Source organism: Tistrella bauzanensis, from assembly GCF_014636235.1.
GTDB lineage: Bacteria > Pseudomonadota > Alphaproteobacteria > Tistrellales > Tistrellaceae > Tistrella > Tistrella bauzanensis.
Map to the genome: position 1 here is coordinate 1 of NZ_BMDZ01000063.1, position 24,967 is coordinate 24,967.

The window sequence follows — 24,967 nt, forward strand, 5'->3', positions numbered from 1 at the left end:
AAATCACCGCACAATCAAAGCACCGCACGCCCCTAAACCGGATCGAACCAGACCCTTGGGGTCAACTCCGACAGGCTGCTAGGCGCCACTACCGAGGGCCGCGCGGTGGTGGAACCGCCGCGTCTGGCCCGCGACCGGCCGATGGAAACCGACGAGGTGTTCGCGCCGGTTCTGGCGGTGACCCGCCTGCCCTTCGCGCCCGCGGCCGGCGCCGATGGCGCTACACCCGCCGAGATCGAGGCATGGTTGGGCCGCGCGATCACCTGGAGCAACGACCGGCTGTCGGGCACGCTCGGCGCCAATATCCTGATCCATCCCCGCACCGCCAAAGCACTGGGGCCGCGCTTCGACGCCCTGCTGGCCGATCTGCATTACGGCTGCATCGCCGTCAACGCCTGGTCGGGGCTGGGTTTTCTGCTGGCCCGCACGCCCTGGGGCGCCTTCGACGGCGGCGCGCTGGATGCCGTCATGGCCGGACGCCCGCCCGCCGATCCGGGCAGCGGCATCGGTTTCGTCCACAACACGCTGATGTTCGATGCGGCCGAACGCGCGGTGGTGACCGCGCCGTTCCGGCCCTTCCCGCGCGGATTGCTGTCGGGGTCGCTGGCGATGCTGCCGCGCCCGCCCTGGTTCGTCACCCATGGCCATGCCGCCGAGATCGGCCGGCGCCTCACCCGCTTCGCCTATCGGCCCGGCTGGCGGCACCTGCCCCGGATCATGGCGGCGGCGCTGCGCGGCTAGTAGGTTCCGCCGCCCGACCCTATCCCGCGGCATAAGCCTCCTCGATCAACTGCCGCAGATGGCCGGGGTCGATCAGCACCAGGGCGCCGCGTCGCCGCTCGATCAGTCCGGCGCGGGTCAGTGCCGCCAGTTCACGCGACACCGCCTCACGGTGGGTGCTGATCCGGGCGGCCAGGTCGGTCTGGATCGGCGGCGGTGAGATGATCGCGCGCCCGGCATCGACCGGATCGGGGCGCGACTGGCGCAGCAATTCGGCATACAGCCGATGGCGGACATTCAGGGCCGAGAACTCGGTCACCCGCGTGGCCAGCATCCGCACCTGGGCGGCCAGCAGGCCCAGAACCTGATCGCAGACGCCGGGATGGCGGTGGATCGCATCCCGGAACGCCGCCGCCGGCATGCGTGCGACCGTGGATGCGGTGACGGCCAGGATGCCGGCCGATCGCGGCCGCCCGTCGAGGGCGGCCAGTTCGCCGAAGAACTCGCCGTCGCGGATATCGCGCAGAATGATGTTCTGGCCGCCCGGCTGGCGGATCAGCACCCGCACATGTCCCTGCACCACGAAGAAAACATCGGTGCCGTCATCCTGATGGTCTATGATCGAGGCGCCGGCGGCGACACGCCGCCAGGCACAGCGGCTGTCGAGTGCCGCGATCTCATCGGCGCCAAGGCTCCCGAACAGGGGGAATCGTGACAGGGTTTCCGTGCGTCTGACCATGCTGCGCTACCTGTCCTTCCGATCTGGCCACGGGGCCCTGCACCTGCGTCGTCCGGCTGCCGACACCGGCGCGCCCCCGGCACCATGGCTGCCACGGCTGCGCATCATATCCGGCCTGATCCTGTTCCTCTATGCCAGCTGTCACTTCACGACCCATGCCTCGGGCATCCTCACCGTTACCGCGATGGAGGCCACCAGCAGTGTCTTGCTGGTGCCCTGGCATAGCTGGATCGGGCAGACCGCGCTATATGGTGCCTTCGTGGTTCATGTCGCCATCGGGCTGCACAGCCTGTATCGCCGCCGCCACCTGCGCATGCCGGTGGCGGAAGCCTGGCAGTTGGCGCTGGGCCTGCTGATCCCGGTCATCGTCATCCGCCACGCGATCAGCGTGCGGCTGGGCGACGTGCTCTATGGCCTGGACGACAGCTATTGGCGGATGCTGTCGGGCTATTGGCTGCCCGAAGCCGGCATCAATCTGGTGCTGCAACTGCTGCTGCTGGTGATGGTCTGGGTGCATGGCTGTATCGGCCTGCATCGCTGGCTGCGGTTCAAATCCTGGTTCCGGGCCCGATCGCACGGGCTGCTGGTCGCGGCGACACTTCTGCCGGTGCTGGCGGTGATCGGGATCAGCGTCGCCGGCGCCGATATCCAGCTGCGGGCGGGCACGGGCGATCCGCGACTGGCGGCGGAAACCGCCATCGCCCCCGAGGTTCTGGCCGCGGCCATTCCCCGGCTGGTCGGGCTGGTCGAGCTGCTGACCTTCGGTTATGTGGCGCTGGTGGCGGCGGTGCTGGCGGCGCGGCTGTTGCGCGACGCCCATGCCCGACAGTTCCGGGCGGTCCGCATCCGCTATGCCGGCCATACCACCAGCGGCGCCGGCCGGCCCGAAGACCGGGTCGCGCCCGAGGACAGGGTGGCGGTGGTGCCGCGCGGCTACAGCGTGCTGGAAGCCAGCCTGCGGGCCCGCATCCCCCATGCCTCGATCTGCGGCGGGCGTGGCCGCTGTTCCACCTGCCGGGTGCGGATACTGGCCGGTGGCGGGTATCTGGCTCCGCCCGACGGGGTCGAGGCGGTGATGCTGCACAGGATCGGCGCCCCCGCCGATGTCCGGCTGGCCTGCCGGATCAGGCCCATCGGCGATGTGACCGTGCTGCCGCTGATCCCCGCCGGCGACCGCGCGGCATCGGTGGCCGCGTCCGAGCCCGGCGGTCCGTCGCATGGCGGGCTGGTGGGTGGTGCGCGTGAGGCGGTGGTGGTGGCCCTGTTCGTGGATCTGCGCGCCTCCACCCGGCTCGCGGCCGAACGCACAGCCTATGACGCGCTCTATCTGATCGAACGCTATGTCGACACCGTGACCGATGCCATCCGCAGGACCGGCGGCCGGGTGACAGGTATTGCCGGTGACGGGGTGATGAGCGTATTCGGCGGCACCGGTGCCACCGACGACATTCCCGGCACCTGTGCGGCGGCCCTGGCCGCGGCGGCCGCCATCTGGGACGGCGTCGACCTGCTGTCAGTGGAACTGCGCCACGACCTGATCGCGCCGCTGAAAATCGGCATCGGCATTCATCTGGGGCCGTCGGTTGTCGGCACCATCGGCATGGCGGAGCCGCGGCCGATCCAGTTCCTGGGCGACACCGGCAATGTCGCGGCACGCCTGGAGGCCGCCACCAAGGATCACGACTGCACGGTGGTGGTGTCGGATGCGGTGATCGCCGGCATTGTCGCGGGCGGCCAGGGGCCGGCGGCGGGCGTCATGGCGGCCGTGCCGCATCGCCTGCTCGACATCCGGGGCCGCGACGGCGTGCTGCCGGTCAGGCTGGTCGCCAGCCGTGCCATGCTCGATCGCCTGCGTGGTGTTATTTGATCGGATGGCGTGCGCCATGTGGCCTTCTGCACAGCATTCCATGTGCCGGCACCTCATGCTGCGGTTCAATTACCCGATCCACAACCAGGGGAACATGCCCACGATGAACAAATTGCTCCAGCCCTACAGCCCCCATGCCTTCGCGCTGCTGCGCATCGTCACCGGTTTTCTGTTTCTCTGGCACGGCAGCCAGAAGCTGTTCGACCTGCCGCCCGCCGGCTATGATGTGCCGGTGTGGATCATGTCTATCGCCGGCCCGATCGAACTGGTCGGTGGCGCGCTGGTCATGATCGGCCTGTTCACCCGCCCGGCCGCCTTCCTGTGCAGCGGCATGGCCGCCGCGGCCTATTGGGTGGGTCATGCCAATGGCGGGCTGCTGCCGATCGTGAACAAGGGCGAGCTTGCGGCGCTTTATGCCTTCGTCTTCCTGTTCATCTCGACCTATGGCGCCGGAATCTGGAGCGTCGATGCCATCCGGTCCAAGACCCGTGCCGGTTGATCGGGGGTGAAGGCCGTGGGATGGAGGTGAAGGCCGTGGGATTGAAGTGAAGGCCGTGGGATTGAAGATCGTCCGAAGGTTGATCCCCGACTGGGGGACCACATACGGCCCGCCGGGCGACGGTCCTTTCCCGGCCGTGATGGTGTTTCACGGATCGGAAGGTGCGTGGTCCGGCTGGAGCCACCGCAACGCGGTCCTGTTGGCGGCGCATGGTTTCCTGGCCTTCCCCTTCGGCTATTCCAAAGGTGGCAACGCCTGGAACGCGGGCAGCATCGAGGAGATCCCGCTGGATCGCAGCCTGGACGCCCTCTCGGCCTTTCGCGCATTTCCGCCCACAGGTGACAGGCTGGCCTTCTATGGGGTCTCACGCGGCGCCGAACACGCTCTCCTGCTTGCGTCCCTGATGGTGCGCGATGGTTTGAAAGGGGTGCCGGACGCGATCGCCGTGCACAGTCCGCCAGATGTCGTGTGCGGCGCCTTCGACGCCCGCAGGTTTCGGGACAATGGCGATCCCGGATGGCAGACATGGGATCCGGCGAAACGGGCATGGTCCTGGCGCGGCTCCAGCGACGACCTGCTTCCAACCAGACCGATCGAGATCGAGCGCTTTGACGGACCGCTGTTCCTCAGTCACGGAACCGCGGACCGGGTGTGGTCGGTGGAGATGACCAGACGGCTCGTCGCCCGCCTCGAACGACACGGCCGGCGGCCCGACGTGCACTATTATGAGGGATCGGATCACCTTCCGGGCAGCGCAGGCGAGAACGAGCATCACGACCACCTCGTCTCCTTCCTCGACCGGCACCTCCGGGCCTGAGGCTCGACGCGTGAGCCTGACATGGCAGGGAAAGCTGTTGTCATAGGACAACCAGTTCCCGACCATCTCGCGGCTTCCACCCGTAACCGCCCGTGCGGCGAGAACCGGCCGCCAGTCAGGGAAGCCGACTGATCGAGCCGCCGTCCCTATCCGGCCTTGATCCCCAACCGCTCGATCAGCCGCCCGGTGTCGCGCAGATGCGCCGCCAGAAGGGTGATGGCCGCCTCGGTATCGCGGCCGATGGCGGCATCCATGATCGCGCGGTGTTCGGCCTCGATATCACGGCCGCCGGGCGCCGCGCCCTCGTCATCGGGGGCGGCGCCGGCGCGCATCAGCACCGGGCGACGATAACGCTCGGTCTGGACATACAGCATTTCAGCCAGTTCCCGCACCCAGCGCGACGGGCAGGCCGCGATCAGGGCGCGATGAAACGCCTGATGCCGCCGCTCGATTTCCTCGATCGCGGTTTCGCTGGGCCAGTCGCCGGCCGCCCGCAGCCGCTTGCTGCAATGGCTGAGCGCATGAAACGCGCTGACCACGCCGATTTCCCAATCGTCATCGCCGCGCGCGATCGCGGTTTGCAGCGCCTCCCGCTCGATCAGGATGCGGGTTTCGATCGTGTCCCACATTTCATCCAGCGACATGTCGGCGACGCGGAAACCGCGCAGCGCATGGGCCGTCACCAGCCGCTCGCTCTGCAGCCGCGCCAGCGCCTCGCGCAGCGGCGAGAAGCTCAGGCCATAGGTTTCCTTCAGAAACTCGAACCGCATCGGCTGGCCGGGCGCCAGGCGGCCAGCCACGATATCGCGACGGATCGACCGGTAAGCCTGTTCGGCGAGCGTCTGAACCGGCTCCGCATCGGCGTCGGCGGCCCGGATGGCGCTGGTATCGGCCATGGCGGCTCCAATCGGTATGTCTGTTCGGGGGGCGAGGTGAGATGGGGATAAGGTGAGATGGGGACAAGGTGAGGGGGGAGCGGGCTGGCGCAGGCGGGCTGGTGCCACAGAATGTGCATCACTGCCCGCATCCTGCAAGCCGCTCATTTTCCCTGATCCACCTGATAAACGCAAGAATCAGGATTTTCGACAATCCTTTTGACTTTCTACGAAGTGGACCCTAGCGTTCAGTCAGGGGCATGGATCGGGAGACCGGCCCCCACAGATTTTCAGGCGCCGGGCCGGCCCAGACCGGACCGCTGTCTTCAGGGAGGACGAGACCCATGCGGGAGGATGTTCCCGGCCGGGCGAATGTCGCCGACACACCCGAACTCGCCGCCTATTACGATGCGCTCGCCGCCCGCGAGATGGGCGCGTTGTGGACGGTCGCCAACGAGATCGAGCCCTGGTTCCCCAAGCCGAAATCGGTGCCGATGATCTGGCGCTGGGCGGATGTCCGGCCCTTCGTCGACCGCGCGCCGTCGCTGGTGCGGCCGGAAGATGCCGGGCGACGGGTGGTGATGCTGGTCAATCCGGGCCGGCGCGACATTTCGGCGGCGGTCGGCCTGCTCTATACCGGCGTGCAGGTGATGGATGCCGGCGAATGCGCCAGCGCCCATCGCCATATGGCCAGCGCGCTGCGCTTCATCATGGAAGGCACCGGCGCCTATACCATCGTCGAGGGCGAGCGGATGACCCTGGGGGCGCGCGATTTCGTGCTGACCCCCAACGGCACCTGGCATGAGCACGGCGTGGCGGAGGATGGCTCGCGCAGCATCTGGCAGGATGGCCTCGACATCCCGATGATCAACGCGCTCGACGCCAATTTCTATGCGGTCCATCCCGATCTTCAGCAGGTCGAGACCAGGCCGGTCGACAGCTCCGCCGCGCTCTGGTCGGGCGGGATCATCCAGCCGACCGAATTGCGCAGGAACTGGCACAAGCCCTGGTCGCCGGTGCTGAAATATGCCTTCGAGCCGGCTTACGACGCGCTGGTCAAGGCATCGAAGATCCATGAGGGCTCACCCTATGACGGCGTGATCATGGAGTATGTCAACCCGCTGACCGGCGGGCCGGTGATGCCGACCATCGGCGCCAGCCTTCAGATGCTCCGCCCCGGCCAGCATACCCGCGCCCATCGCCACACCGGCTCGATCGTCTATCAGGCCACCAAGGGCCGTGGCTTTTCAGTCATCGATGGCCACCGCTATGACTGGTCCGAGAAGGACATCTTCGTGGTGCCGTCATGGTCGGTGCATGAGCACGCCAATCTGTCGGAGACCGAGGATGCCTGCCTGTTCTCGTTCAACGATCTGCCGGTGATGCGCGCGCTTGGCATCTATCACGAGGAAGCCTTCACCGGCACGCCCGATGGCCGTCAGCCGCTGATCACCGCCTGACCGCTGATCAACGCCTGACCGCGCGTCACGACCCGACCGCGCGTCACGCATCCGATCACTTCCGTTCCGATCCTGACCGGCATCCGCCCCCGCGATGCCGGCTGCGGGAGAGCCTGTGCCACTCTCCAGCACCTCTCCCTTCCAACCATTCCCCCGATCCATCCGAGGACCAGATGAAGCTCGTCACCTATGACCGGGATGGCGCGGCACGGCTTGGTGCCGTCGCCGCCGACCAGATCGTCGATCTTGCCATGCTGGCCGATGCGGCCGGCGAGACCCTGCCCTGCGCCATGATCGACCTGATCGCACTGGGCGAAGACGGCCTGGCCCGCGCCCGGCGGCTGATGGCCGCCCATGACGGCAACTGGCCGGCCGGCACGGCCCGGCCTGTCGAGGGCACCCGGCTTCTGGCCCCGATCCCGCGTCTGCCCAAGGGCGTGATCGGTGTCGGCCTGAACTATGCCGAGCATGTCGAGGAATCGAGCCGGACCATGGACACGGCGCGGGAGCGCCCCAGCCATCCGGTGATCTTCTTCAAGCCGCCGACCGCCGTGGTCGGGCCGGAAGCGCCCATCCTGCACAATGCCGCCCAGACCCGGCAGATGGATTGGGAAAGCGAGCTGGGCGTGGTGATCGGCCACACCTGCCGCAATGTCGGCACCGATGCCGCGATGGGCATGGTGTTCGGCTATACCTGCGTCAACGACATCTCGGCCCGCGACCTGCGCCATGGCGGCCAGTGGTGCTTCGCCAAGGGCCAGGACAGCTTCGCGCCGATGGGCCCCTGCATCGTCACCGCCGACGAGATCCCCGACCCCCACACCCTGCGCATCGGGCTGCGGGTGAACGGTGTCACCAAGCAGGATGGCAATACCGGCCAGATGATCTTCCGCGTGCCCGATCTGATCGCGCATCTCAGTTCCGGCATCACCCTGGAGCCGGGCGACGTCATCGCCACCGGCTCTCCCTCGGGCGTCGGCATCAGCTTCACGCCGCCGCAGTTCCTGCAGCCCGGCGACGTGGTCGAGGTCGAGGTCGAGGGCATCGGCGTGCTGCGCAACCCGGTGGTCGCCGTCTGACGACAGCGTCGAGCGGCCCACATGCCGCCCAAACCTCCGCCCGAACCCACGCCCCCGACCCTCTGCGCGGAAGGCCGGCCATCCAAGAGCCGGCCCCGCCACCCTTGTTCAATCCGGCCCTGACAGGAGGCTCATACCATGCGGAATTGGCTGACGACGGTTACATTTGCTGCCCTGGCGTCGACCGCGCTGTCCGCCCCGGCACTCAGTGCCGATGCGGTGCGGATCGGCTTCATCACCACCTTGTCCACCCCCGCCGGCTATATCGGCGAGGATCTGCGCGACGCCTTCAACCTGGTGATCAACCAGGAGGGCGGCAAGCTCGGCGGCGTGCCGGTCGACCTGCTGGTCGAGGATGACGGGCTGAAGCCCGCCAACGCCAAGCAGATCGCCGAACGCATGGCCGGCGACGGCGTGAAGCTGTTCAGCGGGGTCAATTTCTCGAACGTGCTGGCGGCGGTCGCCCCCACCGTGCTCGATGCCGGCGCGTTCTATGTCAGCCTCAATCCCGGACCCTCGGTGTTCGCAGGCGAAGGCTGCCGGCCGAATTATTTCGTCGCCTCGTATCAGAACGACAGCTACCACGAGGCAGGCGGCCTCGCCGCCAATGAGCTTGGCTACAAGCGTATGGTCATTCTGGCGCCGAACTATCAGGCCGGCCGCGACGCCCTTGCCGGTTTCAAGCGCAGCTATAAGGGCGAGGTGCTGGCCGAGATTTACACCAAGCTCGACCAGACCGATTTCTCGGTGGAGTTCGCCCGGCTGCGCTCGATGAAGCCCGATGCGATCTATCAGTTCCATCCGGGCGGCGCCGGCATCAATTTCGCCAAGCAGTATGCCAATTCGGGTGTCGCCAAGGACATCCCGATGGTGCTGCCGATGTTCTCGATGGACCAGCGCATGCTGGGCGCCAGCGGCGAGGCATCGAAGGGCTATTATGTCGCCGCCAACTGGAGCGCCGGGCTCGACAATCCGGCCAACAAGGAATTCGTTTCGGCGTTCGAGGCGGCCTATGACCGCACCCCCACGGTTTATGCCGCGCAGGCCTATGACACCGCCCGGCTGATCGGCTCGGCGCTGCATGCGGTCGACGGCAATCTCGACGACACGGAAGGCTTCCGCGCCGCGATGATGAAGGCCGATTTCGCCTCGGTGCGCGGCAATTTCCGCTTCGGGCCCAATCAGCATGCCATTCAGGACTGGTATCTGATGAAGATCGCGCCCGGCACCGACGGCAAGCTTGCCCATATCGTCGAGCGCAAGGTGGCCGACGGCATGCAGGACAGCTACGCCGCATCCTGCACGTTCTGATCGCCGGCGGGGCGGGCCCTGGCGCCCGCCCCGCACCCCTGCCAGCCCGATGTCGCCCGGCAACCTCCATGCGGAAGAGGCCATGTCCACGCTGCTGATCGAGCAGATCCTGAACGGTCTGCAATACGGCGCGATGCTGTTCCTGCTCGCCTCCGGCCTGACCCTGATCTTCGGGATCATGGGCGTGATCAACCTGACCCACGGCTCTTTCTATATGGTCGGCGCCTTCTGTGCCGCCCATGCCGCCACCGCCACCGGCTCGTTCGCCGCGGCGATCCTGGCGGCCCTGGTCGGCGCCGGGCTTTACGGTCTGATCATGGAACTGGTGGTCATCCGCAGGCTCTATGCCCGCGACCATCTGGATCAGGTGCTCGCCACCTTCGGCATGATCCTGTTCACCAACGAGCTGGTGACCGTGGTCTTCGGCCGCACGCCACCCTTCATGGATATCCCGGATTTCCTGTCAGGCACCGTCCAGCTTCTGCCCGATCTGTCCTATCCGGTCGTGCGGCTGTCGTTCATCCTGGTCGGCGCGCTGGTCGCGATCGGGTTGTGGGCGCTGATCACCCGCACCCGCATCGGCATGCTGATCCGCGCCGGCGCCGATGACCGGTCGATGGTCGATGCGCTGGGGGTCGATATCCGCCGGCTGTTCAGCCTGGTCTTCGCGCTGGGCGCCGTGCTGTGCGGGCTGGCCGGGGTGATGACCGCCCCGCTTCTGGCGGTCGAGATCGGCATGGGCGAACGCATCCTGATCACCACCTTCGTCGTCATCGTGGTTGGTGGCGTGGGCTCGGTGCGCGGCGCGCTGATCGGCGCATTGCTGGTCGGCATGGTCGACAGTCTGGGCCGCGCCTATATCCCGATCACGCTCTACGACCTGCTGCCGCCCGAGATCGCGAGCACGCTCGCGGCCGGTCTCGTCTCCGCCAGCATCTATGTGCTGATGGCGGTGATCCTTCTGGTCAGGCCGCGCGGCCTGCTGCCGGCACGCGGATAGGATGCGCCCGATGTCCACGATGCTCTCTGCCACCACCACCGGCGGCGCCACCGGCCCCGGCGCCGCGTCCCGTCGCCTGCTGGTCCATATCATCGCCTTCGTCATCTTCGCTGGCGTGCCGCTGTTCGCGGCCCTGGTGGGCGAGCCGTTCATGATCAGCCTGTTCACCCGCTTTCTGATCTATGCCGTGGCCGCCGTCAGCCTGGATCTGGTGATGGGCTATGGCGCGCTGATCAGCTTCGGCCACGCGGCCTTTTTCGGCCTCGGCGGCTATGTGGTCGGTATCGTCGCCCATCATGGCGCCGAAACCGGCACGCTCTTCGGCATCGCCACCAGCAATTCGGCGCTGATCATCTGGCCCGTGGCGGTGGTGCTGTCGGCGGTGCTGGCGCTGATCATCGGCGGGCTGTCGCTGCGCACCACCGGCGTGCAGTTCATCATGATCACCCTCGCCTTCGGCCAGATGGTCTATTTCCTGCTGGTGTCGCTTGAAGTCTATGGCGGCGATGACGGGCTGCTGATCGGCCAGCGCAACAGCCTGCCGCTGATCGATACCGCCGATCCGGTCAGCTTCTATTACCTGTGTCTTGCCGTGCTGGCCCTGTGGCTGGGGTTCTGCTGGCGGCTGGTCGGCTCGCGCTTCGGCATGGTCCTGCGCGGGTTGAAGCAGAACCAGCGCCGCGCGGTCAATCTGGGCTTCGCGCCACTGCCGCACCGGCTGGCCGCCTTCGTCATCTCGGGCGCCGGCACCGGGCTTGCCGGGGTGCTGTGGGCCAATTACGCGCTCTATGTCAGCCCCGACATGGCCGCCTGGTCGAAATCCGGCGAGTTCATGTCGATCGTGATCCTGGGCGGGGTCGGCACGCTGTTCGGCCCAGTGATCGGTGCCGCCGTGTTCCTTGGCCTTGAACAGATCCTGGCGATCTGGACCGAGCACTGGATGCTGGTGATGGGGCCGGTGCTGGTGGCGGTGGTGCTGTTCGCCCGTCGCGGCCTGTATGGCTTCCTGGTCGGAGACCGCAGCCATGACTGAAATCCCCCGCCTTCAGATCAGCGGCCTGCACAAGCGTTTCGGCGCGGTCGCCGCCACCGCCGGTGTCGATCTTGATGTCCGCCCGCGTGAGGTTCATGCCCTGATCGGCCCCAATGGCGCCGGCAAGACCACGCTGATTTCCCAGATCGCCGGTGAGATCCTGCCCGATGAGGGCCGGATCCTGATGGATGGCCGCGACATCACCCGCATGGCCGCCCATGCCCGCGCCGGCGCCGGGCTCGCCCGGTCGTTCCAGATCACCCAGTTGTTCCCCGATTTCACCGCGCTCGACAATGTCGCCATGGCGGTTCAGGCCCGGCAGGGCCGCAACTGGAACCTGTGGGGCCGCGCCCGGCGCGACCTGTCGTTGCGCGATCCGGCCATGGCGCGGCTCGACGATATGGGGCTTGCCGACCGCGCCGATATCCGGGTGTCGGATCTGGCCCATGGCGAATGCCGGCAGCTTGAACTGGCGGTGGCGCTGGCCGCAGGTGCCTCGCTGCTGCTGCTGGACGAGCCGATGGCCGGCCTGGGGCATGAGGAAAGCCTTCAGATGACCGCCATCCTGGAACGGCTGAAGGGCAGCTATGCCATCCTGCTGGTCGAGCACGACATGGATGCCGTGTTCGCCCTGGCCGACCGTGTGACGGTGCTGGTCTATGGCCGCACCCTGTTCACCGGCACGCCCGACGAGGTGCGCGCGCATCCCGAGGTTCGTGCCGCCTATCTCGGAGACGGTGCCTGATGCTGACGGTCGAGGAACTGGAAGCCGGTTACGGCCGGTCGCAGGTGCTGTTCGGCATGGCGCTGACGGCCGCGGAAGGCGAGGTCATCTCGCTGGTCGGCCGCAACGGCATGGGCAAGACCACCACGGTCAGCACCATCATGGGTCTGTTGCCCGCCCGTCGCGGCCGGATCGGATTCGACGGTCAGGACATCGCCGGCCGCGCGCCCAACCGGATCGCCCGTGCCGGCATCGGGCTGGTGCCGGAAGGCCGGCGGGTGTTCGCATCATTGTCGGTGGAGGAAAATCTGGTTGCCACCGCCATCCGCCGCGACCGCCACGGCGGCGATGGCAGCGCCCAATGGACCCTGCCCCGGGTGTTCGAGCTGTTCCCGCGTCTGCTGGAACGGCGCCGGCAATCGGCCCGCACCCTGTCGGGCGGCGAACAGCAGATGCTGGCCATCGGCCGCGCCCTGCTGACCAATCCGCGCCTGCTTATCCTGGACGAGGCCACCGAAGGTCTGGCGCCGATCATCCGCCAGGAGATCTGGTCCTGTCTTGGCACGCTGAAGGCCAGCGGCCAGACGATTCTGGTGATCGACAAGAACCTGAAGGAGATGGCCCGTCTGGTCGACCGCCATCACCTGATCGAAAAGGGCCGCGTGGTCTGGGCCGGCACGCCCGAGGCGCTCGCCGGCAAGCCGGATCTTGCCCATCGCTATCTGGGACTGTGACGCCCGCATCCGCTTCAGCCAGCCAGGACACCCTGCCCATGACCTCGCCCTCATCGATCCTGCCCTTCACCGCCGGTGTGGCGCAGATCGCCGCCGATCCATTCGATCCCATGGCCTCGGCGGCCAAGGTCGCCGCCACCATCCGCGATGCCGCCGCCCGCGATGTGGCCCTGCTGGTCTTCCCTGAAGCCTGTATCGGCGGCTATCCGAAGGGGGCCAGCTTCTCGACCCCGGTCGGCCAGCGTCTGCCCGAGGGCCGCGAGGCCTTCCGGCGCTATTTCGATGCCGCCATCGACCTCGACGGCCCCGAACTCGCCCTGGTGACGGACGCCGCGCGCGAGACCGGCATGGTGGTCGTGGTGGGCGTGATCGAGCGCGATGGCGGCACGCTCTATTGCACGGCACTCACCTTCGACGGCGCCGATGGTCTGGTGTCGCGCCACCGCAAGCTGATGCCGACCGGCGCCGAACGGCTGATCTGGGGCTTCGGCGACGGATCGACCATGGAAGCGGTGGACACCCGCCTTGGCCGTGTCGGCGCGGTGATCTGCTGGGAGAACTACATGCCGGCGCTGCGCATGCATATGTACGCCCAGGGCGTGCATCTGTACTGCGCCCCCACCGCCGATGACCGCGACACCTGGCTTGGCAGCATGCGCCATATCGCCTGCGAGGGCCGCTGTTTCGTGCTGACCGCCTGCCAGCATATCCGCCGGGGCGCCTATCCGGCCGATTACGCCTGTGGCATGGGCGACGATCCGGACACCGTGCTGATGCGGGGTGGCAGCGCCATCGTCGGGCCGCTGGGTCAGGTGCTGGCCGGCCCCGATTTCGATGGCGAGGCGCTGCTGACCGCACGCATCGACCCGGCCGAGATCCCGCGCGCCAAATATGATTTCGACGTCACCGGCCATTACGCCCGCCCCGATATCTTCCGGCTTGATGTCGACACCGCCGCGAAACCGGCGGTCACCCGCCGCGATGGCCGCGTCTGAGGGCCGATGATGCAATTCGATTTCGCGACACTCGACACCGCCCATCGCTACAAGGTTCTGGCATCGACCGTGGTGCCCCGGCCGATAGCCTGGGTGACCACGCTGTCGGCGGCAGGCGTCGCCAATGCCGCGCCCTACAGCTTCTTCAATGTCATGGGATCGCAGCCGCCGATCGTGGCGCTGGGCCTGCTGGCGCGCGGGGATGGCAGCTTGAAGGACACGGCCGCCAACATCATTCAGGGCGGTGAATTCGTGGTGCATCTGGTGTCGGAGCCGCTGGCCCAGGCCATGAACCTGACCTGTATCGATGCGCCGCCCGGTGTCGACGAGATCGCGCTTGCCGGCCTCGCGACCACGCCATCTCTGCGGGTGGCGCCGCCCCGGCTGGCGGACGCACCAGTCGCGTTCGAATGCATCAGCCGGGCAGCCATCGCCACCGGGCCGTCACAGGTTCTGGTGGTGGGCGAGGTGCTGATGGCTCATATCCAGGATGATGCGGTGATCGATGCCGCCCGCTGCCATTTCGCCACCGAGCGGCTGGGTCTGGTGGCGCGCATGCATGGCGCCGGCTGGTATGACCGCGCCGGCACCGACATGTTCCAGATGGACCGGCCGGCCTGGGCCGACCACATCGCCCCCCAGGACACAGGCCACAGCAAGGAGCCGGCCCGATGACCGATGCCGCAGCCACGCACACGCAGCCGGTCTGGCGCGGGCTCGACCGCGCGGCGCTCGACCGCGCCTATGATGCCCGTGGCACCGTCGCCGATTACGATGCCGAGGCCGCGGCCTATGACCGCGCCAGCGCCGCGGCGATCGCCAGCCTGGAGCGGCGCGCCGATATCGTCTTCGATCCGGCATCCGGATCGGCGCTCGACCTGTATCCGGCCGGCCCTGGCGCACCGGTGTTCCTATGGGTGCATGGCGGCTATTGGCGGGCGTTGAGCAAGGATCAGAACGCCTTCGTCGCCCCGGCGCTGGTCGCGGCCGGCATCAGCGTCGCGGTCATCGACTACACGCTCGCCCCCGCCGTGACCCTGGAGGAGATCACCCGCCAGACCCGCGCCGCCCTCGCCTTCCTGTGGCATCGGGCGGACGATCTTGGCATCGACCGTACCCGCATATACATCGGCGGGTCATCGGCCGGCGGTCATCTGGTCGGCATGCTGCTGGCTGCAGATGGCTGGCGCGCGCAAGCCGGATTGCCCGAGGACGTGATCCGTGGCGCCGTCGCGCTGAGCGGCCTCTATGATCTGCAACCGGTGCGGCTGTGCCGGGTGAACGACTGGCTGGGCCTGGATGCCGCCCGCGCCCACGCCCTCAGCCCGCTGCACGCGATCCCGTCACGTTCAGCCGAGGCCTGCCCGCTGATCACCAGCTATGGCGGCTCGGAAACCGCCGAATTCAAACGCCAGACCGATGACTACCGCGCCGCCTGGCAAAGCTTCGGCCACCCGGCAACCCATATCCCGATGGACGCCTGCAACCATTTCGACATCGCCCGCCGCATCGGCGAGCCCGGCAACCCGCTCAGCGACGCGGTGATCCGGCTGGTCGGTTCGTGACCTGAAGTACATGATCATTGCCGGGCTCCCGACCCAATCACACCCGGAACGCGATGACGGCCGCAAGAGCCACCGCCGCGAGACAACATGCCCCAAGCTTGTCGGAGCGGATCGCGACACCCGGTCCGCAACACGTGGATGATCCCCGAAATCACCCGCCGGTCATCCACTCGTCAGGCACCAGGGTCGTCTTTGGGCAGATGCGGTTCAAGCTGAGCCCACTGTTCGTCCGACAACCGGAAACTGGGACATCGTGTTCCTCGTGGTCAAAGGCCACTGGACTCACAGAATGATCTATATATCCAGAGATTGTTTGGGTTTACTCCTGAACTGGCGGCCATTGCCGCGCTGCATGCAGCACGCGCAGGATGCGTACGGTCGAAGGGTCTTCCGTATAAACAACTATGTAGTTTGCCCGGACGATCATTTCCCGCGTGCCCTCGATCCGACCAACCCGGTAGAGCCTTGGATGCTCTGTTAGTCTCGCGGCCTTGGCCTCGATATCATCTTTCAGCCATTGAGCGGCGTCAGGATTGTCGTCTGAGATGTAGTCGACGATTGCCAACAGATCGGCTCGGGCCGGTTGCGACCACTCAAGCTCGGGCACGGCGCTTCCTGTCGATAACGGCTTGCGCCTCGTCCATGACCTGCTGATGTGGCACACCCGGCTGGCTGTCCGCCAAAGCCTCATGCACCTTGGCGCGGAACCATTTGTCATGGGCTTCCGGGTCAGTCGCCAGTCCCGCAGGCAACCCACCTTCTTTGGTGACGCGCGTCAGGAAAATCCGCACGGCATCTGAGACAGATAGACCAACATTGGCGAGCTTTTCGGTCGCATCTGCCTTCAGCTTGTCGTCTATACGAATGTGCAGCATGGATGTTTGAGTGGCCATCGTATTTCTCCGAGTGTCGGACAGCCCCGATCATGTATCTCATTTGAGACACCGTCAAGAGCCGGCCCATTTTTGAGCCGCGAGGCAGCAAAGAATGATTGGCCATACCAAGAAAAAAAGAGGCATATCGGGGCCGTCTACTAAGTGTACCGCACCGCGCCGCAGTTTCTCCATCCTGCTCGAAACCGCCAGGGACGACCGTTCAACACCTGCCGACCATCGACGCGAGAATCCCACGCGGCTTGTTCGGCGGCAGCGGCGAAGGGATCGACCATTCATCGTCCGTGCGTTCATGGTGGCGATGTGGCGTCAACGCCCCTCCCTCTCGGAGAGCCCTGAATCTTGGCAAGCTCTATATGCCCGGCAGATTAATGCGATGACCGCCTCGTAAACCCGGCGGCGTTTGCCGTCACATGGTGATGCGGTTCCATATCAAAGAGAGGCATCGGCCCGGTCCCGCCCGCGCCGGCCGGATCATCATGATCCGCCGACGACGCATCCGCACCGTCCACGCAGCGGCCTCCGCGTCGACCTCTTCGGCCGGCACGACATCGCCCGCGTGTTCCTGTCGCCCTACATCGTCCGGCATGACATCACGATGGCTCTTGGAAGAGCGCCCGCGCCGGTTGGCGCGGGCGTGACGTGTCGTGGTGGCTGGCGGCGCCGGTGTCGTCAGTCGCCGGGGATCTGGCGCACCGCGCCCTTGGCGGCACTGGTGGCCAGCATCGCATAGGCCTTCAGCGCCTTCGAGACCTTGCGCGTGCGGGGTTCCGCCGGCTGCCAGCCGCGGGCGTCCTGGGCGGTGCGGCGGGCGGCCAGCACGTCGTCGGCGACCGCCAGATGGATGCGGCGGTTGGGGATGTCGATCTCGATGATGTCGCCATCCTCGACCAGACCGATGGTGCCGCCTTCGGCCGCTTCGGGCGACACATGGCCGATCGACAGGCCCGATGACCCGCCCGAGAACCGGCCGTCAGTGACCAGCGCGCAGGCCTTGCCCAGCCCCATCGACTTGAGGTAGCTGGTCGGATACAGCATTTCCTGCATGCCGGGGCCGCCGCGCGGGCCCTCATAGCGGATCAGCACCACATCGCCGGCGGTGATCGCCCCACCCAGGATGCCGGAGACCGCGGCGTCCTGGCTCTCGAAGATCCGCGCCGGTCCTGAGAAGGTCAGGATCGAGGCATCCACGCCCGCCGTCTTCACGATGCAGCCATCGACCGCGATGTTGCCATAGAGCACCGCCAGCCCGCCATCCTTGGAATAGGCGTGGGCGGCATCGCGGATCACACCGGTTTCGCGGTCGGTATCGACCGCATCGAAACGGCGATCCTGGCTGAAGGCCACCTGGGTCGGCACGCCGCCAGGGGCGGCGCGGAAGAAATCATGCACCGATTTCGCGGTGCTGCGCTTCACGTCCCAATGGTCCAGCGCATGGCCCATGGTTTCGGCATGCACCATCGGCACGCTGGTGTCGATCAACCCGGCGCGGTCCAGCTCGCCCAGAATGCCCATGATGCCGCCGGCATGATGAACGTCTTCCATATGCACATGGCTGACCGCCGGCGCCACCTTGCACAGCACCGGCACGCGGCGCGACAACTGGTCGATATCGGCCATGGTGAAATCGACCTCGCCTTCCTGCGCCGCCGCCAGCAGATGCAGAACCGTGTTGGTCGACCCGCCCATGGCGATGTCGAGGGTCATAGCGTTCTTGAACGCCGCGACGCTGGCGATGCTGCGCGGCAGGGCGCTCACATCATCCTGTTCGTAATAGCGCCGCGCCAGATCGACGATCAGATGGCCGGCTTCCACGAACAGCCGCTTGCGGTCGGCATGGGTGGCCAGCGTCGAGCCATTGCCCGGCAGCGACAGGCCCAGCGCTTCGGTGAGGCAGTTCATCGAATTGGCGGTGAACATGCCCGAGCATGATCCGCAGGTCGGGCAGGCCGAGCGCTCGATCGCCGTCACCTGCTCGTCCGAGACGCTGCTGTCGGCGGCGGCGACCATGGCGTCGATCAGGTCCAGCGACTTGGACTTGCCGTCCACCACCACCTTGCCGGCCTCCATCGGCCCGCCCGAGACGAAGACCACCGGAATGTTCAGGCGCAGCGCCGCCATCAGCATGCCAGGGGTGATCTTGTCGCAATTGGAAATGCACACCATCGCATCGGCGCAATGGGCATTGACCATGTATTCGACGCTGTCGGCGATCAACTCACGCGAGGGCAGCGAATACAGCATGCCGTCATGCCCCATGGCGATGCCGTCATCGACCGCGATGGTGTTGAATTCCTTGGCGACACCGCCGGCGCTTTCAATCTCGCGCGCCACAAGCTGGCCCAGATCCTTCAGATGCACATGGCCGGGCACGAACTGGGTGAAGGAATTCACCACGGCGATGATCGGCTTGCCGAAATCCGCGTCCGTCATGCCTGTGGCACGCCACAGGCCGCGAGCGCCGGCCATGTTGCGGCCATGGGTGGTGGTGCGGGAACGATAGGCGGGCATGGTCATCCTCGGTCTGCAGGCGGTGGGCTTCTTGGGGTCCGGCATCACCGCCGGGACATTATGGGCACGGACAGTACCACGATCCGCGCCGGTCATGCCCCTGCATCCTTTGCAGTTATGACCTGTTTTCGCCGAATTCCGATGGGTCTGGTCCAGATGATGGCGCGGCCCGGCACCAATGCGACCGCGCCATCCCCGTGTCGTCAGTTCGCGACGCCGTCGGCCGGCATGTCGAAGATCAGCACTTCGGCGGCGTCGATGCCGGCAAGCTCGATCCGGCCGCCGGTGACGGCGATGCCGTCCCCCTCGCCCACCGTCTCGCCGTTCAGGGTCGCCTGCCCCGCCGCCACCTGCACCCAGGCGGCGCGGCCCGGCTTCAGATCGTGGGCGACGCTGGCGCCTTCCGGCAGCAGGGTGGCATAGAAATCGACGTCCTGATGGATGACGACCGAGCCGTCGCGGCCATCGCGGGAGCCGACCAGCCGCAACCCGCCGGTCTTCTCGGCGGCGGTGAAGCTCTTCTGCTCGTAACCGGGCGCCATGCCCTCGGCCTCGGGGATGATCCAGATCTGAAGGAAATGCACCGGCTCGGTGCGTGAGGCATTGAACTCGCTGTGGCGGATGCCGGTGCCGGCGCTCATCCGCTGCACGTCGCCGGGGCGGATCACCGAGCCGGTGCCCAGGCTGTCGCGATGCTCAAGCCCGCCCTCCAGAACATAGGAGATGATCTCCATATCGCGATGCGGATGGGTGGGAAATCCACCCGCCGGCGCCACCCGGTCGTCATTGATCACCCGCAGCGGGCCGAAACCCATATGCGCGGGGTCGAAGTAATGACCGAACGAGAAGCTGTGATTGCTGTTCAGCCAGCCGAAATTGACGTTGCCGCGATCTTCGGCACGACGAATGGTCATCTGCATGATCGGAGTTCCTTGTTTTAAGCCGGGGTGCCCTGTTGCGTTGAGAAGATCCTACCTTGACAATCATATATCCACAATCTACCCAGATTGATGCAGACCGTAGCCATTCTGGCGACAATCACCGCGAAGCCGAGGGGGCTGGATGGACAAGCTGGATGCCATGCAGGCGTTCTCGAAGGTCGTGGCGCTGGGCAGTTTCGCCGAAGCCGGACGCGCGCTGGGGATCACCCGGTCGGCGGTGAGCAAGGCGGTGATGGAGCTGGAGCGGGTGCTGGGCGCCCGGCTTCTGGACCGCACCACTCGCCATGTCAGCCCCACCCATGCCGGCCGCGCCTATTACGAGCGCTGCATCGAGATTCTGGCGGCGATCGACGAAACCGAATTGCAGGTCACCGCCCTGCATGATCTGCCGCGCGGGGTGCTGAGGGTGAATGCGCCGATGTCGTTCGGCACCCTGCATCTGGCCGAAGCGATCGCCGGCTTCGCCGTCAGCTATCCCGATCTGACGGTCGAGATGACCTTGAGCGACCGGTTCGTCAATCCGCTGGAAGACGGCATCGACGTCACCATCCGCATCGGCGTGATGGAGGACAGCAGCATGATCGCCCGCAGGCTGTGCCCCTGCCGCCGGGCGCTGGTCGCGAGCCCCGCTTATCTGGCGGCCCATGGCGTGCCCCGATCGCCCGGTGATCTGACGGCGCATCGCTGCCTGGTCTATGGCCACAGCACCAGCCTGCAGAAATGGGAGCTGGTGACCGGGGGTGATATCCGCCGGGTGCCGGTGGACGCGGCGATGTGTTCCAACAATGGCGAGATTCTGAGCGCCGCGGCCGTGGCCGGCAATGGCATCACCAACCTGCCCACCTTCATCACCGGCCCGGATATCGCCGCCGGCCGGCTGGTGCTGGTGCTGCCCGACCATCAGCCGACGACGCTGGACATCTTCGCGCTCTATGCGCCCAGCCGGCATCTGGCGATGAAATCGCGGCTGCTGATCGATCACCTTGTCGCGCGTTTCACCGACCGCCCGGCCTGGGACCGATTTGCCACGCCATAGGCGCAACCGCCGGCCGGCTGTCACAGCAGCCGGCACGGCCCTTGGCAGGTCTGCGGCCAGGGGCTATCCATCAGATGAACCCGCAACGATCTGGGTGAACAGACGCCGGAGTGACCGTCATGCCTGCCGCCAGCCGCTTCGATATCGCCGCCGTCGATGTCCGCGCGCCCGACGCGCCGACGGCGTTCACCCGGTCGCTGCACGACACCGGTTTCGCGGTGCTGCGCCATCATCCGATCGATCCCGATCTGATCGCGCGGCTGTATCACGGCTGGGGTGCGCTCTTCGCAAGCCCCGACATCGACGATTACCTGTTCGATCCGGTCACCCAGGATGGCTATTTCCCGTTCCGGTCCGAGAATGCCCGCGACAGCGCGGTCAAGGATCTGAAGGCCTTCTTCCATGTCTATCCCGGCACCCGGCTGCCGCCGGCGTTGGCGGTCGACACCATGGCGCTGTATCAGGATCTGCTGACACTGGGCGCGCTGCTGCTGGGCTGGCTTCAGGACCACCTGCCGCCGGCCATCCGCGACCGGCTGACCGAAACCATGCCGGCGATGCTGGCCGGGTCGATGCAGTCGCTGTTCCGGGTGCTGCATTACCCGGCCCTGCCCGCCGATATCGAACCCGGCGCGGTGCGGGCCGCCGCGCATGAGGACATCAACCTGATCACCCTGCTGGTGGCCGGCACGGCGCCGGGGCTGGAAGCCCGCGACCGCGCTGGCCGATGGCATGCAGTGCCCTGCGACCCCGGCATGATCGTGGTCAATGGCGGCGACATGCTGGCGGTGGCGACCGGCGGCTACCTTCCGGCAACCCCGCACCGGGTGGTGAACCCGACGGCCGGCCAGGATGTCGCGCGCCAGTCGATGCCGATGTTCCTGCACCCGCGCCCCGAGGTGGTGCTGGCGCCGGGGCTGACCGCGGGCGCGTTTCTGGACCGGCGCCTGCGCGAGATCGGCCTGAAGCCCTGAGCACCGACCGCCCGCGCCATGCGTCTTTGCGCCGCCGCGCGCGCCATGCTAAAGGCTGGCACCTCGATCATGACGGCAGGAGTTTCAGGTATGACGGCGGCAGCAGCCTGGGATGTGGTGGTGATCGGCGCCGGTGCTGCCGGCATGATGTGCGCGATCGAGGCCGGACGGCGCGGCCGCCGGGTGCTGGTGGTCGACCATGCCCCGACGCCGGGTGAGAAGATCCGGATTTCCGGCGGCGGACGGTGCAATTTCACCAATCTCAATGCTGGCCCGGCCAATTTCATCTCGGCCAACCGCCATTTCTGCCGCTCCGCGCTCAGCCGCTATACCCAGCATGATGTCATCGACATGGTCCGCCGCCACGGCATCGCCTTCCACGAAAAGACCCTGGGCCAATTGTTCTGCGACGGATCGGCCACCCAGATCATCCACATGCTGCTCGACGAGATGCAGGCCCATCACGTGGCGCTGGCGCTGAGCACCCGCGTCGAGCGGGTGGAGCGGTCGGGCGATGGCTTCCGGCTGGCCTTGACATCGGGCATGGCTGAATGCGCATCGCTGGTGGTGGCCTGCGGTGGCCGGTCGATCCCCAAGATCGGCGCCACCGGCTTTGGCTATGACCTCGCCCGCCAGTTCGGCCTGCCGGTGACCGAAACCCGCCCGGCGCTGGTGCCGCTCATCTTCGACGCCGAGCTTCTTGAGCGGCTGAAGCCGCTGGCTGGCGTGGCGGTCGATGCCGCAGTCACGACCGGCGGCGTCCGCTTCGACGAGGCGATGCTGTTCACCCATCGCGGGCTCAGCGGCCCGGCGATCCTTCAGGCGTCGTCCTACTGGCGCGAGGGCGAGACGGTCGAGATCGCCATGCTGCCGGGCCTGGACGTCTATGCGGCACTGCGCGAGGCCCGCACCAGCCATGCCCGCCAGTCGGTCCAGACCTGGCTCGGCCACCATCTGCCCCGCCGGCTGGCCCAGAGCATCGCCGAGGACGAGCACACCCGGCGCTTCAACCTGGCCGATCTGCCCGATACCCGGCTGCGCAGCATCGCCAACGCGGTCAACGCCTGGCGGGTGGTGCCGGTGGGCACCGAGGGCTATCGCACCGCCGAGGTCACGCTGGGCGGCGTCGACACCCGGGCGCTGGACCAGAAGACCATGGCCGCGCGCGCGGTGCCGGGGCTGTATTTCATCGGCGAGGTGGTCGACGTCACCGGCTGGCTCGGCGGCTATAACTTCCAATGGGCGTGGTCGTCGGGCTGGGTGGCGGGGCAGGCAGCCTGAGGCAGCCCCTCGGACAGCGATCGGCATTCCAGCCCGACGCCCGTTCAGTATTCCGGCGTGATCCGCAGCTTTGTCGGCGGCTTGGGCACCAGCCCCGGATTGTCGCGCAGCCGGCCCTGCCATTCGGTCTGCGCCATGGTCATCAGCAGGTTCATGCGCCGGAACACCTCCGCGCGGTCGGCCGGATTGGACCGGGCATAGGATTTGGGGTCGTCCATCACCCGGGCGATGAAGCCGGCATAGCTGTCGGGATCACCGGCGTCGCCCCAGGTGGGGCCGGCCGCTTCCAATGCCGCCTCGAACGCCGCATACAGGCTGAGAAAGCGGCGCCAGCGGTGATCGTCGAAATCGAAATTGGCCGTGTCCGGGCCGTCCGCCGGGGCGGATGCGGTCATCAGCAGGCCGGCGCGGTCGCCCAGCCCAGTCAGGGTGCGGATGGTTTCCGGTGGCATGGCCAGGTTCAGCCCACCTTCATCGGGCTTCAGATAGATATGCGCCACCCGCTCGCGATAACCCGGCAGCACGGTGCGCAATTCATCCTGCCATTCGCTGGCGGCATTGAACAACGACATGACGAAGCCGCCGATACCACTGATGCCGCGCAGGCCGATCCACTGGCCCTGAATGGCCTTCATCGGCAGATGCACCCGGCGGTCGGGGCGGTCGGCGGAATATTGATCCAGGCTGATGCCGAAGGTCGGACGGGTCGGCAGCAGCGCGTCGAAGAAATGGATCGGGAAGTTGCTGGAAATGCCGCCATCACTGAACAGGATGCGGCGCATCACCGCTTTGCCATCGGCCTGTCTCGTCGGCCAGTCGATGCGATAGAGCGGCACGGCGGCGATCAGGAACGGAAAGCTCAGGCTCATCCGGGCAGCGACAACCACCGGCAGGTCGCCGGGTTCGGGAAAGGCACACAGTTTGCGGCCGTCGAATTCGGGCCAGATGAACCGGTCGCCATCGCGCGCCCGCGCCGCCTCCAGCGCCCGGGTGCCCGCTGTCACCATCCAGTCCACCACCCGCGCCGGAAACACCCGGCGCATCTCCGCCGGATCGAAATAGAAATTGCGGTCGCCCAGATCCGGCAGGGTATGCGGCCGGCTCATGGTGAGATTGGTGGTGACGGTGCGCAGGCGGATCGATGGATTATCCGGCGTGCCGGCAATGCCGCCCGGCCCCCCGGTCCACAGATCCTGAAAGATCAGCGGCCGCCCCAGCGCCGGTTCCAGCCCCGCCGCCGCATCCAGCGTGTCGGCCAGCCAGTCGCTGAGCGGCGGGAACGCCGGTGTCGCCCCATCCGGCGCCGATCCGGCGCACAGGCCGTAATCCAGCGCCGGCAGAATGGCATAGAGTCGCCAGAGCGCCGTGCCCGCGCTGATCAACACGACCAGCAGCAGCGCCGCGACGATGCCGACGATCCAGCCGCCGATGCCGCCAGCCAGGGCGGCCCCGCCCAGACCGATCATCAGCCCGGCCAGATTCCACGGCAGCCCCGCGCGCAGCAGCAGACCAAGCGCGGTCAGCGGCCAGCGCCGGATCGCCGCTGCCATGATCAGGTCATAGAGGCCCTGTGCCCGGGGATCGGGCTGGAACAGGTCGAGCAGATGGGCCTGAAGCGTGTCGGGAATCGCCGCCAGCCTGTCGAAACCGCCGGCATTGCGGCCATATTCGGCGGCCGCCGTAATGGTGGCGGCGATGGCACCGGCAGATGTGCCGCCGACATTGCGGAACCGGTAACGCGCCGCCAGCCGCAGGATCGCCTTGGGATAGACCACACCCGAGGTGATCCCGCCCTTCATGATCACATCGCAGGTTTCAATCGGAGCAGGCGTATGTCCCGTCATCCCTCGTCCCCGTCGCCGCATTGATCTGGTTGGTCTGCCTGAACGGGCCGGATTATTTCACGGCTGTCG

General features: G+C 66.9%; 24 protein-coding genes and 1 pseudogene. 17 read left to right on the top strand and 8 right to left on the bottom strand.

Going from position 1 to position 24,967, the window contains the following annotated elements; translation table 11 throughout:
• Positions 1 to 108: 108 nt before the first annotated feature.
• Complete coding sequence (locus tag IEW15_RS20230) at positions 109 to 741, top strand: hypothetical protein (protein ID WP_188581325.1); 633 nt, start codon at positions 109 to 111, stop codon at positions 739 to 741.
• Between the two features lie 19 nt (positions 742 to 760).
• Here the strand turns inward: IEW15_RS20230 and IEW15_RS20235 are convergent, their stop codons facing one another.
• Positions 761 to 1,459 (bottom strand): Crp/Fnr family transcriptional regulator, encoded by a 699-nt coding sequence (locus IEW15_RS20235; RefSeq protein WP_188581327.1) that lies wholly within the window; start codon positions 1,457 to 1,459, stop codon positions 761 to 763.
• On the opposite strand from IEW15_RS20235, the gene IEW15_RS20240 reads away from it, so the two are divergent.
• From IEW15_RS20240 to IEW15_RS20250, 3 genes are all read left to right on the top strand, one after another.
• Entirely contained in the window at positions 1,446 to 3,326 is a 1,881-nt protein-coding gene (locus tag IEW15_RS20240) for an adenylate/guanylate cyclase domain-containing protein (RefSeq protein WP_229708383.1), read from the top strand. The genes IEW15_RS20235 and IEW15_RS20240 overlap by 14 nt on opposite strands.
• A gap of 103 nt (positions 3,327 to 3,429) precedes the next feature.
• Positions 3,430 to 3,825, top strand: coding sequence for a DoxX family protein (locus tag IEW15_RS20245; protein ID WP_188581328.1), 396 nt, complete (start codon positions 3,430 to 3,432; stop codon positions 3,823 to 3,825).
• 55 nt (positions 3,826 to 3,880) lie between these two features.
• A complete protein-coding gene (locus tag IEW15_RS20250) occupies positions 3,881 to 4,642 on the top strand; it encodes an alpha/beta hydrolase family protein (protein WP_188581330.1) in 762 nt (253 codons plus the stop codon).
• Between the two features lie 146 nt (positions 4,643 to 4,788).
• On the opposite strand, the gene IEW15_RS20255 is transcribed toward IEW15_RS20250, so the two are convergent.
• Positions 4,789 to 5,538 carry a GntR family transcriptional regulator gene (locus IEW15_RS20255; RefSeq protein ID WP_188581332.1) on the bottom strand — a complete coding sequence of 250 codons (750 nt, stop codon included), beginning with the start codon at positions 5,536 to 5,538 and terminating at the stop codon, positions 4,789 to 4,791.
• A gap of 323 nt (positions 5,539 to 5,861) precedes the next feature.
• Between IEW15_RS20255 and IEW15_RS20260 the strand changes: the two genes are divergently transcribed.
• From IEW15_RS20260 to IEW15_RS20305, 10 genes are all read left to right on the top strand, one after another.
• A complete protein-coding gene (locus tag IEW15_RS20260; RefSeq protein WP_188581333.1) occupies positions 5,862 to 6,977 on the top strand; it encodes a cupin domain-containing protein in 1,116 nt (371 codons plus the stop codon).
• A gap of 173 nt (positions 6,978 to 7,150) precedes the next feature.
• Positions 7,151 to 8,056, top strand: coding sequence for a fumarylacetoacetate hydrolase family protein (locus tag IEW15_RS20265; RefSeq protein ID WP_188581335.1), 906 nt, complete (start codon positions 7,151 to 7,153; stop codon positions 8,054 to 8,056).
• A 138-nt stretch (positions 8,057 to 8,194) separates the two neighbouring features.
• Positions 8,195 to 9,367, top strand: a complete 1,173-nt coding sequence (locus IEW15_RS20270) for an ABC transporter substrate-binding protein (RefSeq protein ID WP_188581337.1) — start codon at positions 8,195 to 8,197, stop codon at positions 9,365 to 9,367.
• Positions 9,368 to 9,449: 82 nt separating this feature from the next.
• Entirely contained in the window at positions 9,450 to 10,367 is a 918-nt protein-coding gene (locus IEW15_RS20275) for a branched-chain amino acid ABC transporter permease (protein ID WP_188581338.1), read from the top strand.
• A 10-nt stretch (positions 10,368 to 10,377) separates the two neighbouring features.
• Entirely contained in the window at positions 10,378 to 11,400 is a 1,023-nt protein-coding gene (locus IEW15_RS20280; RefSeq protein ID WP_229708388.1) for a branched-chain amino acid ABC transporter permease, read from the top strand.
• Positions 11,393 to 12,145: an ABC transporter ATP-binding protein gene (locus IEW15_RS20285; RefSeq protein WP_188581340.1), complete on the top strand. Its 753-nt coding sequence runs from the start codon at positions 11,393 to 11,395 to the stop codon at positions 12,143 to 12,145. Before IEW15_RS20280 ends, IEW15_RS20285 begins: the two co-directional genes overlap by 8 nt.
• Entirely contained in the window at positions 12,145 to 12,858 is a 714-nt protein-coding gene (locus IEW15_RS20290; protein WP_188581342.1) for an ABC transporter ATP-binding protein, read from the top strand. The genes IEW15_RS20285 and IEW15_RS20290 overlap by 1 nt, the downstream gene beginning before the upstream one ends.
• 38 nt (positions 12,859 to 12,896) lie before the next feature.
• Positions 12,897 to 13,853, top strand: a complete 957-nt coding sequence (locus IEW15_RS20295; RefSeq protein ID WP_188581344.1) for a carbon-nitrogen hydrolase family protein — start codon at positions 12,897 to 12,899, stop codon at positions 13,851 to 13,853.
• 9 nt (positions 13,854 to 13,862) lie between these two features.
• The gene (locus IEW15_RS20300) at positions 13,863 to 14,528 is read left to right on the top strand and encodes a flavin reductase family protein (RefSeq protein ID WP_188581374.1); all 666 of its coding nucleotides are present in this window, start codon (positions 13,863 to 13,865) and stop codon (positions 14,526 to 14,528) included.
• Entirely contained in the window at positions 14,525 to 15,418 is an 894-nt protein-coding gene (locus IEW15_RS20305) for an alpha/beta hydrolase (RefSeq protein WP_188581346.1), read from the top strand. Before IEW15_RS20300 ends, IEW15_RS20305 begins: the two co-directional genes overlap by 4 nt.
• A gap of 113 nt (positions 15,419 to 15,531) precedes the next feature.
• On the opposite strand, the pseudogene IEW15_RS20310 reads toward IEW15_RS20305, so the two are convergent.
• The 5 genes and pseudogenes from IEW15_RS20310 to IEW15_RS20330 form a co-directional block, all read right to left on the bottom strand.
• A pseudogene (locus tag IEW15_RS20310) lies at positions 15,532 to 15,654 on the bottom strand (transposase); the annotation flags it as partial.
• An 83-nt stretch (positions 15,655 to 15,737) separates the two neighbouring features.
• Positions 15,738 to 16,025 carry a type II toxin-antitoxin system RelE/ParE family toxin gene (locus IEW15_RS20315; RefSeq protein WP_188581348.1) on the bottom strand — a complete coding sequence of 96 codons (288 nt, stop codon included), beginning with the start codon at positions 16,023 to 16,025 and terminating at the stop codon, positions 15,738 to 15,740.
• Positions 16,012 to 16,311: a type II toxin-antitoxin system RelB/DinJ family antitoxin gene (locus IEW15_RS20320; RefSeq protein ID WP_188581351.1), complete on the bottom strand. Its 300-nt coding sequence runs from the start codon at positions 16,309 to 16,311 to the stop codon at positions 16,012 to 16,014. Before IEW15_RS20320 ends, IEW15_RS20315 begins: the two co-directional genes overlap by 14 nt.
• Positions 16,312 to 16,983: 672 nt before the next feature.
• Complete coding sequence (gene ilvD / locus IEW15_RS20325) at positions 16,984 to 18,822, bottom strand: dihydroxy-acid dehydratase (protein ID WP_188581376.1); 1,839 nt, start codon at positions 18,820 to 18,822, stop codon at positions 16,984 to 16,986.
• A gap of 203 nt (positions 18,823 to 19,025) precedes the next feature.
• Positions 19,026 to 19,742, bottom strand: a complete 717-nt coding sequence (locus IEW15_RS20330; protein WP_188581352.1) for a pirin family protein — start codon at positions 19,740 to 19,742, stop codon at positions 19,026 to 19,028.
• Between the two features lie 142 nt (positions 19,743 to 19,884).
• Between IEW15_RS20330 and IEW15_RS20335 the strand changes: the two genes are divergently transcribed.
• The 3 genes from IEW15_RS20335 to IEW15_RS20345 all read left to right on the top strand — a co-directional run bounded on the left by IEW15_RS20335 (position 19,885) and on the right by IEW15_RS20345 (position 23,054).
• Positions 19,885 to 20,799, top strand: a complete 915-nt coding sequence (locus tag IEW15_RS20335) for a LysR family transcriptional regulator (protein ID WP_188581354.1) — start codon at positions 19,885 to 19,887, stop codon at positions 20,797 to 20,799.
• Between the two features lie 119 nt (positions 20,800 to 20,918).
• Entirely contained in the window at positions 20,919 to 21,773 is an 855-nt protein-coding gene (locus IEW15_RS20340) for an isopenicillin N synthase family oxygenase (RefSeq protein WP_188581356.1), read from the top strand.
• Between the two features lie 90 nt (positions 21,774 to 21,863).
• On the top strand, positions 21,864 to 23,054 hold the full coding sequence (locus tag IEW15_RS20345) for a BaiN/RdsA family NAD(P)/FAD-dependent oxidoreductase (RefSeq protein ID WP_188581358.1): 1,191 nt from the start codon (positions 21,864 to 21,866) through the stop codon (positions 23,052 to 23,054).
• Between the two features lie 44 nt (positions 23,055 to 23,098).
• On the opposite strand, the gene IEW15_RS20350 is transcribed toward IEW15_RS20345, so the two are convergent.
• Positions 23,099 to 24,898 carry a patatin-like phospholipase family protein gene (locus tag IEW15_RS20350; RefSeq protein ID WP_188581360.1) on the bottom strand — a complete coding sequence of 600 codons (1,800 nt, stop codon included), beginning with the start codon at positions 24,896 to 24,898 and terminating at the stop codon, positions 23,099 to 23,101.
• Between the last annotated feature and the right edge of the window lie 69 nt (positions 24,899 to 24,967).